General features: G+C 63.2%; 6 protein-coding genes. 4 read left to right on the plus strand and 2 right to left on the minus strand.

All coding sequences use genetic code 11. The annotated features are described in order from the left end of the window. The first annotated feature begins 20 nt into the window (after positions 1 to 20). Together putA and QWJ46_RS28950 are read left to right on the plus strand one after the other, a co-directional pair. Complete coding sequence (gene putA, locus QWJ46_RS28945) at positions 21 to 3,728, plus strand: trifunctional transcriptional regulator/proline dehydrogenase/L-glutamate gamma-semialdehyde dehydrogenase (protein WP_302755777.1); 3,708 nt, start codon at positions 21 to 23, stop codon at positions 3,726 to 3,728. Positions 3,729 to 4,041: 313 nt separating this feature from the next. Further along, complete coding sequence (locus QWJ46_RS28950; RefSeq protein WP_302755779.1) at positions 4,042 to 6,582, plus strand: methyl-accepting chemotaxis protein; 2,541 nt, start codon at positions 4,042 to 4,044, stop codon at positions 6,580 to 6,582. Between the two features lie 29 nt (positions 6,583 to 6,611). Here QWJ46_RS28950 and QWJ46_RS28955 read toward each other — a convergent pair whose 3' ends face one another. Continuing rightward, a complete protein-coding gene (locus QWJ46_RS28955; RefSeq protein ID WP_302755782.1) occupies positions 6,612 to 7,937 on the minus strand; it encodes an FAD-binding oxidoreductase in 1,326 nt (441 codons plus the stop codon). Between the two features lie 235 nt (positions 7,938 to 8,172). On the opposite strand from QWJ46_RS28955, the gene QWJ46_RS28960 reads away from it, so the two are divergent. Together QWJ46_RS28960 and QWJ46_RS28965 are read left to right on the plus strand one after the other, a co-directional pair. Beyond that, the gene (locus QWJ46_RS28960; protein WP_004679019.1) at positions 8,173 to 8,649 is read left to right on the plus strand and encodes an Lrp/AsnC family transcriptional regulator; all 477 of its coding nucleotides are present in this window, start codon (positions 8,173 to 8,175) and stop codon (positions 8,647 to 8,649) included. A 367-nt stretch (positions 8,650 to 9,016) separates the two neighbouring features. Continuing rightward, entirely contained in the window at positions 9,017 to 9,373 is a 357-nt protein-coding gene (locus QWJ46_RS28965; RefSeq protein WP_302755784.1) for a cupin domain-containing protein, read from the plus strand. A 325-nt stretch (positions 9,374 to 9,698) separates the two neighbouring features. On the opposite strand, the gene QWJ46_RS28970 is transcribed toward QWJ46_RS28965, so the two are convergent. Next, on the minus strand, positions 9,699 to 10,710 hold a 1,012-nt coding region (locus tag QWJ46_RS28970; protein WP_302755787.1), incomplete at its 5' end, for an aldehyde dehydrogenase family protein.

The raw sequence follows: 10,710 nt of genomic DNA on the forward strand, positions 1-10,710 counted from the left end.
TTCTTTGATCAGGGACTCCCATGTTGAACGCAGCGATCGACCCCGCATCCTCCAATGATCCCGCCGGCAGTGCGCCGTTCGCCGCTTTTGCGCCGCCGATCCGGCCGCAATCCGAGCTTCGCCAGGCGATCACGGCCGCTTATCGCCGTCCGGAAACCGAATGCCTGCCGCCGCTCGTTGCGGCCGCGCGCGTTTCCGAGGCGAAGCGTTATGACATTCGCAGCACCGCCCGCACGCTGATCGAGGCGCTGCGCGCCAAGCACAAGGGCACCGGCGTCGAAGGGCTGGTGCAGGAATATTCGCTTTCCAGCCAGGAAGGCGTGGCGCTGATGTGCCTTGCCGAGGCACTGCTGCGCATTCCCGATACGGATACCCGCGACGCGCTGATCCGCGACAAGATCGCCGAGGGCAATTGGACCTCGCATATCGGCGGCGGCAAATCCATGTTCGTCAACGCCGCCACCTGGGGTCTCGTCGTCACCGGCAAGCTGACCTCGACGGTCAATGACCGCAGCCTGTCGGCGGCGCTGACGCGGCTGATCGCGCGTGCCGGCGAGCCGGTGATCCGCCGCGGCGTCGATATGGCGATGCGCATGATGGGCGAGCAGTTCGTCACCGGCGAAACGATCGAGGAGGCGCTGAAACGCGCTCGGCCGCTCGAAGCGCGCGGCTTTCGCTACTCCTACGACATGCTGGGCGAGGCCGCGACGACCGCCGCCGACGCCGAGCGTTATTTCAAGGATTACCAGAAGGCGATCCACGCCATCGGCAAGGCGGCGGATGGCCGCGGCATCTATGACGGCCCGGGCATTTCGATCAAGCTTTCGGCCCTGCACCCGCGTTATGTGAGAGCGCAGGCCGGCCGGGTGATGGGCGAGCTGCTGCCGAAGGTCAAGGCGCTTGCCGCTCTCGCGAAGTCCTATGATATCGGCCTCAATATCGATGCCGAGGAGGCCGACCGGCTGGAGCTTTCGCTCGATCTTCTCGAAGAACTCTGCTTTGCGCCGGAGCTCGGCGGATGGAACGGGCTCGGCTTCGTCGTGCAGGCCTATGGCAAGCGCTGCCCCTTCGTGCTCGACTACATCATCGATCTCGCCCGCCGCTCCGGGCGCCGGATGATGGTCCGTCTCGTCAAGGGCGCTTATTGGGATGCGGAGATCAAGCGCGCCCAGCTGGATGGTCTCGACGACTATCCGGTCTATACCCGCAAGATCTATACCGACGTCGCCTATATCGCCTGCGCGCGCAAGCTGCTCGCCGCCGCCGATGCCGTCTTTCCGCAATTCGCCACCCACAATGCGCAGACGCTGGCTGCGATCTATCATCTGGCGGGGCCTGATTTTGCAGTCGGAAAATACGAGTTCCAGTGCCTGCATGGCATGGGCGAACCGCTCTATGACGAGGTGGTCGGAAAGGAAAAGCTCGACCGGCCCTGCCGCATCTATGCGCCCGTCGGAACGCATGAGACGCTGCTTGCCTATCTCGTCCGCCGCCTGCTCGAAAACGGCGCCAACTCCTCTTTCGTGCATCGCATTTCCGATCCGAACGTTTCAGTCGAGGCGCTGATCGCCGATCCGGCCGAGACCGTCGCGGCCATGCCTGTCGTCGGTGCCCCGCATGTGCAGATCGCAGCACCCAAGGCGCTTTACGGCAGCGCCCGCGCCAACTCGAGCGGCCTGGATCTCTCGAGCGAAGCCACGCTTTCGGACCTGGCGCAGACGCTTGCCTCCACGGCTGCGATGCCCTGGCATGCGCTGCCGATCCTTGCCGACGGCTCCACCGACGGCGTAACGCGCGATGTCCTCAATCCCGCCGATCACCGCGACGTCGTCGGCACCGTGACCGAGCTGAAGGTCGAGGAGGCAGCCCGCGTCGTTGCGATGGCAGCCGAATATGCGCCGCAATGGGCGGCCGTGCCCCCCGCTGAGCGTGCCGCCTGCCTCGATCGGGCGGCCGATATCATGCAGGCCCGCATCAAGGTGCTGATGGGCATCGTCATGCGAGAGGCCGGCAAATCCGCCGCCAACGCGGTCGGCGAAGTGCGCGAGGCGGTCGACTTCCTGCGCTATTATGCCGACCAGGCCCGCAAGACCCTCGGGCCATCGCATCTGCCGCTCGGCCCGATCGTCTGCATCAGCCCGTGGAATTTCCCGCTGGCGATTTTCACCGGCCAGGTTGCTGCAGCCCTCGTCGCCGGCAATCCCGTGCTGGCAAAGCCTGCCGGCGTCACGCCGATCATCGCTTCGGAGAGCGTCAAGATCCTCCATGAGGCTGGCGTGCCCGTCGGTGCCCTGCAATTCGTGCCCGGCAGCGGCCGACTCGGCGCGGGTATGGTCGGGGCGCAGGAAACGGCCGGCGTCATGTTTACCGGCTCGACCGAAGTTGCGCGCATGATCCAGGCGCAGCTCGCCGAACGCCTGTCGGCAACCGGCAAGCCGATACCGCTGATTGCCGAAACCGGCGGCCAGAACGGCATGATCGTCGATTCTTCCGCCCTGGCCGAACAGGTCGTGGCTGACGTCGTGACTTCGGCTTTCGACAGCGCCGGCCAGCGCTGCTCGGCGCTCCGCGTCCTCTGCCTTCAGGATGATGTGGCCGACAGGACGCTCGCCATGCTGAAAGGCGCGTTCCGTGAATTGACCATCGGCCGCACCGATCGCTTAAGCATCGATGTCGGGCCCGTCATTAACGATGGGGCGAAGGCGGAGATCGACCAGCATATCGAAGCGATGCGCGGCGCCGGCCGCAAGGTGGAACAGCTGCCGCTGCCGGAAAGCGCAGCAAAAGGCACCTTCGTTCCGCCGACGATCATCGAGATCAAGTCGCTGTCGGACCTGACGAAGGAGGTCTTCGGGCCGGTCCTGCATGTCGTCCGCTTCAAGAGAAACGGGCTCGATCGCCTGATCGACGACATCAATGCCTCGGGTTACGGCCTCACCTTCGGGCTTCACACACGGCTTGACGAAACGATTGCGCATGTGACGAGCCGCATCAAGGCCGGCAACCTCTATGTCAACCGCAACATCATCGGCGCTGTTGTCGGTGTGCAGCCTTTCGGCGGCCGCGGCCTGTCGGGAACGGGGCCGAAGGCCGGCGGTCCGCTCTATATCGGTCGCCTGGTGCAGCGCGCACCCGTGCCGCCGCAGCAGGATTCCGTTCATACCGACCTCGCGCTTCGCGATTACATCGTCTGGCTCGACAAGAAGGGCCTGACGGGCGAAGGGGAGGTGGCGCGTGGCTATGCGAGCCGCTCGGCGCTCGGGCTCGAACGTGAACTCACCGGCCCTGTCGGCGAGCGCAATCTCTACGCGCTCCATCCGCGCGGCCGCATCCTGCTCGTGCCGCAGACCGAAACCGGACTGCATCGCCAGATCGCCGCCGCCCTCTCCACAGGCAACCATGTCGTCGTCGATGCGGGTTCCATATCGAAGTCGGCGCTGGCGGATCTTCCGGCGGCTGTCGCCGGCCGCCTTTCCTGGACATCGGATTGGGAAAAGGACGGGCCGTTCTCCGGCGCGCTCGTCGAAGGGGACCGCGACAGGGTTCTTGCCGTCAACCGGAAGATCGCCGCGCTGCCCGGCCCGCTTCTCTTGGTCCAGGCCGCGACGAGCGAGGAACTGGCGAGCGATCCCGAAGCCTACTGCCTCAACTGGCTGCTGGAGGAAGTGTCGACCTCGATCAACACAGCCGCTGCCGGCGGCAATGCGAGCCTGATGGCCATCGGCTAGTTGATGTGCCGATGGCGCAGAAATGCGCCCTCCAGGCCGCTGATCCAGGCGGCCAACTCCTCTTTCTTCAAGCTCGGGCTTGTCCCGAGCATCTGCCTCCGTTCGATAGGGCGGCAGATCCCCCGGGCACAATGCCGAGGATGACGTCGAGTAAGAGCGAGGTTTGTCAGCGAACCTCGGGATGCTGAAAATGTGACCTCGGTTACGCATTTAGCGACTCCTGAACGAACTCGACACCATTGACCATTTTTTTAGCAGTTGCGGCTATCGTCGCGCCATCAGGCGTGACCATTCCTGGGGGCGGGGCTTTCTTATGGCGTTGATTGATCGACTGTTGCAGCGTATGCGGATCGTCACGAAGGTTCTCTTCTTCGTGGTGCCTCTGATCGTCCTCATAGCGGGCATAGGGCTTTTCGGCTATTTCACCGCCGGAACGCTCAAAGGCCAGATGACCCTGACGCGGCAGACGATCGACACGCTTTCCAGTTTCCAGCAGCTGCGATCCTCGCTGACTGCCTTTACCGATCTTCCGACAACGGCCACGCGCGATCGGCTGATCGCCAGCATCTCCGATCAGGAGAAGGGGGCTGCGACGCTCGATGCCATGCTGATCGATCCGTCGCAGAAGCAGCAGATCTCGGCGGTGCGCGACCTCGGCGGCAAGATGCAGGGCAGCGCCGACGCGCTCTGGGCTGTGGCACTGGAGCGCACGAACACCGAACAGGCGATCGATCAGGCTGTGGCGCAGCTTTTCAAGGAAAGCCAGACCGCCCGCAAGCAGCTCGACGTCCTTCAGGATCAGGCGAACGGAAAGGAAGCCTTCGTCCGGGCGCTTCTTCTCGATGCCTCCGCCTACAAGAATATCGCCCAGCGCATTGCAAAATTGCGCAAGGCAACAGCGCAGGCGACTGCCCCCGCCGATGTCGCCGGCGCTCTCGGCAGCCTCTTGCCGCCGCTCGTCAAGGAGGTCGGCGGCAGCGCCGCAATCGCCTCCGACAAGGCCCAAAGCCAGTTTGCCGCGCTGAAGCCGGTATTGGACAAGCTCGCGGCGATGGCCAAGGACAACGCCAATCTTGCGCTCGAGGGCTATGCTCCCGTCGACCAGGATCTGCAGGGCTTTGAAGAGAAGTTCGTCAAGCTCGCCTCAGGAAATGCGGATACCGCTATCGAGCGTTTTGTTGGTATGGATGCGAACATCGCCACGCTTCGCTCGGTGGTGGTGATCGTCAATACTGCTTTCAAATCGATCGACGATCTGCGCCTTCATCTGAGCGAACTGAACAGGCGGGTCGATGCCGAAGCGCGGGACGCCGTTCTCGCCGATCTCAAGGCGCTGCGCGAAAGCGCTGCACAGCTCCTACCCTTGAGCGGGAAAAACGCCGCGTTGCAGGAACTTGCGAAGAAGATCGAGCCATCCCTCGCCACGATCGAAAAGGACACGTCGCTGCTGATATCGGTCGCAGACCGGTGGCGGGCGGAGAGGGGCGCGGCAACCGAACTCGTGGCCGCCTCAAGCCATACCCTGGAGCAATTCGTCAGCACTGCGCAGGAGAGCGGCAAGGACATCAGCCAGCGTTCGGCCACGATGTCACTCGCGGCGATGATTGCCGGCACGGTGCTTGCCATCATCGGCGGCCTCATGCTGATCGAAACGCTGCGCGGACCGCTGAAGCGGATCACCCAGACAATGACGAGGCTTGCCGCCGGCGATCTCAACGTTCCGATCGGCGACGGCAAGCGCGGCGACGAAATCGGCGATATGATCCGGTCCGTGACGGTCTTCCGCGACCAGGCGCTCGAAAAGACAAGGCTCGAAGAGGTCGCTGAAACAAACAGGGCGCGGGACGAACAGGAACAGGCCCGCCGCGCAGCCGAGCAGGCGCGCATCGAAGCCGAGCAGAGCGAGGCCCTGGACGCACTGTCCGACATGCTCGGCAAGCTTGCCGACGGCAACCTCGCAGCCGTGATGAGCGAGGAACTGGCCGCCGACTATGTCGCAATGGCCAGGACCTACAATCAGGCAATCGATGCGCTTCGCCGCACGCTCGCCGAAGTTCGCAACACCACATACGAAATCGCCGAGGGCAGCACCAATCTTTCGGGTGCGGCCGACGATTTGGCGCGGCGCACGGAACAACAGGCGGCCGCTCTTGAAGACAGTTCACGCGTGCTTGGCGAACTCACAGCCAGCGTGCGCACGACGGCGGAAAACGCGCACCAGACATCGCTTTCCGTCGCCGAGGCGCATCGGCAGGCGGAGCATTCCGCGGCCGTCGTCGCCAAGGCCGTTGACGCCATGGACGCCATCAACCGTTCGTCGGACAAGGTCTCCAGCATCATCGGCGTGATCGACGAAATCGCCTTCCAGACCAATCTTCTTGCACTCAATGCCGGCGTCGAGGCGGCGCGGGCAGGAGAGGCGGGCAGGGGTTTTGCCGTCGTCGCACAGGAGGTGCGCGAGCTTGCACAGCGTTGCGCCAAGGCCGCCCGCGAAATCAAGGACCTCATTTCCAACAGCGCGTCGCAGGTTGGCGCGGGCGTCAGGCTAGTCGAGGAGACTGGTGAGGCGCTTTCCGTGATCATGGAGCATTTCACCTCGATCAACGGGCTGGTGCAGGTCATCTCGACTGCCACGAGCACGCAGTACAAGGGCATCGACGAGGTCAACAGCGCCGTTCGCGACATCGATCATATCACTCAGCACAATGCCGCAATGGTGGAGGAAAACACCGCCGAAATTCACAGGCTTCGGCAGCAGGTGGAACTGCTGAACGAACGGATCTCTCGCTTCCAGACCGCCGACGGCCGCAAGGCTTCCCCTGCCGTGAGCCCGCGAATGGCGGCCGCCTCCTGAGTGTCCTTCGCGGCTTCGTGCGACATTGTCTAGAAGTCGGCGACCTTGCCCCAGGCAGACTCCGCGAAGCGGTTGGGATGATAGGGCCCGGGATCGACGATCGGCTCATCGCCCGTGACGATATCGGCAATCAGATGACCGGCACCGGGTCCGATGCCGAAGCCGTGGCCGCTGAAGCCTGCAGCGAGGATGAAGCCCGGAAGGGCGCTGATTTCGCCGATCCCCGGCACGCCGTCCGGCGTGCTGTCGATATAGCCTGCCCAGGCCGCGTTGATTTCGGTGTTCTTCAAGGCTGGCAGCAGATTGAGCGCCCGCGAATGCGTGAGGGCAATGGTGGCCTGGTCGACCGCCGGGTCGAGGATGCGCATGCGCTCCATCGGCGTCGGCCTGTCGAGCCGCCATCGCGCCAAAGATTCGTGCCCAGAGCGAATTCCTTCCAGTCCGCCGGGTGCGAGGCTCCGCCAGCGCCGGGCGAACATCGGCAGGAACTGCGGTGCGAAACGGAGCTGCTGCGCCGTGGGATCGACGCGGCCGCGGCCGCTGATCGCCAGCGTGTAACCGCCGTCGCCGCGGCGTGTCACCGATACCGCTGATGTATGCAGCGCATCGGGCAGGCCGGGTGCACCCGGCGAAACCGACAGGATCGACGAGCGGATCGAAGCTTGCGGAAATCGAATGCCGAGCTGGCGGCAGAAGGACGAGGCCCAGGCGCCGCCGGCCAGGATCGCGACCTTTGTCCGGATGGTGCCGTGTTCGGTGACGACGCCTGAAACTCTGCCGCCTTGAATGTCGATGCCGCGGGCCGCACAGGATTGATGCACCGTGCCGCCGAGCTTCAGGATCGCACGCGCGACAGCAGGCGCGGCTCTTCCGGGATCGGCGGTGCCGTCGGTCGGCGAAAAGACCCCGCCTTTCCATGGGGTGCCGGTGGCCCGCCCGCGTTCGGTTGCTTCCGCGCCGCTTAGCATGTGCGTCGTGACGCCGACCGATCGGGCGAAATCGCGCCAGCGGGCCCAGCCGGAAAGTTCTTCCTCGCTATTGCTGAGATAGAGGAGACCGCAACGGCGGAAGCCGGTGTCCTCGCCGGTTTCGGTGGCGAAGCGCTCCCACAGATCGAGGCTCTTCGTCGACATCGGTAATTCACGGGCATCGCGGTTCTGCTGCCGGCACCAGCCCCAGTTGCGGCTCGATTGTTCCGCCCCGACAAGGCCTTTCTCGACGAGGGCGACCTTCAATCCGCGCCTGACTAGATAATAGGCCGCGAAAACGCCGACGATGCCGCCGCCGATCACGACCGCATCGGCGGCAGCAGGCAGCTGCGGTGTGGTGTCGACACGAGTGAGCGGTGCGGGCATGGCGTGGTCTCCGTTTCGGGCCAGTCTAGCGGATCCGCCGCCGCGTCTTTGCCGGAGATCAGCCGACGACAGCAGAAGATTCCGAGTTAGCGGGTGGCCCTTAGCCGTTTATGCTTCGGTATGTCCCGCAATCCGGTCGACAGCCCTTGGTGATGTGTTAAGCTCGATATTGGAAGGCTGCAGCATAATATGCTGCATCCTTGGCGATCTCGAGCAAGCGAAGGCGCATGTGATGATGAAACTCGACAGGATCGACATAAAAATTCTGTACGAACTGCAGAAGAACGGCCGCGTCACAAATGTGGAACTCGCCGAGCTGGTCAACCTGTCGCCAAGCCCCTGCCTGATGCGGGTGAAGAAGCTGCAATCCGAAGGCTACATCGAAGGCTATTCGGCTCAGATCAATGTCAGCAAACTCGGACAGACACTGACCGTGTTTACCGAAATCACCCTGAAGAACCATCGGCAGATCGACTTCGCCCGCTTCCTTGCAGCGATCGAGAAGGTCGACCAGGTAATCGAATGCCATCTCGTTTCGGGTGGCTACGATTATCTGTTGAAATTCGTCACGGCCGGCATCGACGAATATCAGACGATCATGGAGCGGCTCACCGACATGGACGTCGGCATCGACAAATATTTCAGCTTCGTCGTCCTCAAGTCGCCGATCATCAAGGCCCATATGCCGCTGACCACCTTATTCCCGCATTAAAAAAGCGCGGCCGGGCATTTATGGTCCGGACTTGGCCTTCGAACGACCGATAGCCGTAGAACTGCCAATGCCTCGAATGGCCAAAACTCGAAACCGCGGCGTTTGCAGACCAGCGCCGTTGTTGCTCACTACCGGTTCACGGTGTTCCCCGGCGACAGCTCTCGCGACGACAGTAGGTTTGGTTGGGTTGTGGCGGGATTTTGAAATTATCCGCTAAAGCGGCGCTTCTCTTTAGCAACGCCAACTTCTGCATCGACTTAATCTCGGGTGACACCCACCCAGAGGCGGACCGCGATGATGGAGGCCCCGCCACGCGACGGCCTGCCTCATCGATCGCAGAACCCTCCAACCGAATAAGGAAGATGATATGTCACTGTTGGTCACCATCGATACCGATCCGAATTTCACGGCGAAGGAGGCCACTCCCGCACCGGAGCGGCTCATCTCGAGCAATCCTCTTTTCAAGACCTGGGCCCAGGATGCTTCCAAGGGAGAGAAGGTGTTGACCGGCGTCTGGGAAGCGACGCCTGGCGAGCATCATTCGATCAAGGGCACCACCTACGAATTCTGCCATATCATCTCAGGTCTTGTGGAAATCGAGGAGAAGGGTGGGGAGACGAAGACCTATCGCGCTGGGGACAGCTTCGTTATGAAGCCAGGTTTTGCCGGTGTTTGGCGCACGATAGAGACTGTGCGCAAGATCTACATCTGCGTTTACGAATGACGGCAAAACTCAGGTGCGTCCGACGGGCGCACCTGTGACGGGATGGGCGACTTGCCATTGAACCGACGGGTAGGGCGCCACTTCCAAAGACCTGTTACGATGATCTGCTCGCTTGTGTCATGTCGCGGGCTCGCGAGTATCTCCTGCGCTGCCCGAGCAGCCGCTTTGCGCGCGAGGGTGCCATCTCAGGCACGACGAGAGCGCTCGCTGGTTCTTCCACACGATCGCCCCGTCGGCAATCACCTGCGATCGCGCATATGCGCCCGGATCCTGCGCGCCCTTATCGCACGCAGGCATCCCGAACACCGACCTCTCGTATTGACGTTCAATCGTTCAAGAAGCCGACTATACCCTTGATCTCGGTAAACTCGTGCAGTCCGAACTTCCCGTATTCTCGACCGTTGCCGGATTGCTTGTAGCCGCCGAAAGGGGCGGCACTGTCCCAGGCGGAGCTGTTGAGGCGAACGCTGCCGGCGCGCAGCCTGCCTGCCAGCGCTCGCGCTTCCTTAGGATCGCCCTGAATGTACGCAGCCAAGCCGTAGGGCGTATCGTTGGCGATCGCCACGGCTTCTTCTTCGCTGTCATAGCCGATGATCGACAGCACCGGGCCGAAGATTTCCTCCCGCGCAATCGTCATCTGATTGGTGACGCGGGCAAACACGGTTGGGCGCACATAATAGCCGGAATTGAGGTGCGAAGGGCGGCCAGGGCCGCCGGCGACGAGCTCGGCTCCTTCCGCGATGCCGCGTTCGATCAACGCCTGGACCTTGTCGAACTGGGCCGCGCTTGCGACTGGTCCGAGGTCAGTGCGAGGGTCAGATGGGGGGCCGACAACCAGCGCAGCCGCCTCCCTCGCAGCGATCGAGCTTGCTTCCTCCATTCGCTCAATGGGCACCAGCATCCGCGTTGGCGCGGTGCAGGTCTGGCCGGAGTTGCCGAAGCACCGGCGTACGCCTGCGGCGACCGCGGCTGAGAAGTCGGCGCTGCGCAGGATGATGTTCGGCGACTTGCCGCCGAGCTCCTGATGCACCCGCTTGACGGTCGGTGCCGCCGCCTGCGCCACGGCAATGCCGGCGCGCGTCGACCCGGTGAAGGACACCATGTCCACATCCGGGTGGCTGGCCAGCGCAGCACCAACCGTAGGGCCGTCGCCCTGAACGAGGTTGAACACCCCCTGCGGCACCCCGGCTTCATCCATGATCTCGGCGAAGATCACCGCGTTGAACGGAGCGATCTCCGATGGCTTCAATACCATGGTGCATCCCGTGGCGAGCGCCGGAGCGACCTTGCAGGCGATCTGGTTGATCGACCAGTTCCACGGCGTGATCATCGCGACG

This window comes from Rhizobium sp. CBN3 (assembly GCF_030518245.1).
Taxonomy (GTDB): domain Bacteria; phylum Pseudomonadota; class Alphaproteobacteria; order Rhizobiales; family Rhizobiaceae; genus Rhizobium; species Rhizobium aethiopicum_A.

What these genes read in the sequence shown, in the direction of transcription:
- QWJ46_RS28960 (WP_004679019.1), top strand. Translation starts at nt 8,173, where the DNA reads ATGAAACTCGACAGGATCGACATAAAAATTCTGTACGAACTGCAGAAG.
- QWJ46_RS28955 (WP_302755782.1), bottom strand. Translation starts at nt 7,937, where the DNA reads ATGCCCGCACCGCTCACTCGTGTCGACACCACACCGCAGCTGCCTGCT.
- putA (WP_302755777.1), top strand. Translation starts at nt 21, where the DNA reads ATGTTGAACGCAGCGATCGACCCCGCATCCTCCAATGATCCCGCCGGC.
- QWJ46_RS28965 (WP_302755784.1), top strand. Translation starts at nt 9,017, where the DNA reads ATGTCACTGTTGGTCACCATCGATACCGATCCGAATTTCACGGCGAAG.
- QWJ46_RS28950 (WP_302755779.1), top strand. Translation starts at nt 4,042, where the DNA reads ATGGCGTTGATTGATCGACTGTTGCAGCGTATGCGGATCGTCACGAAG.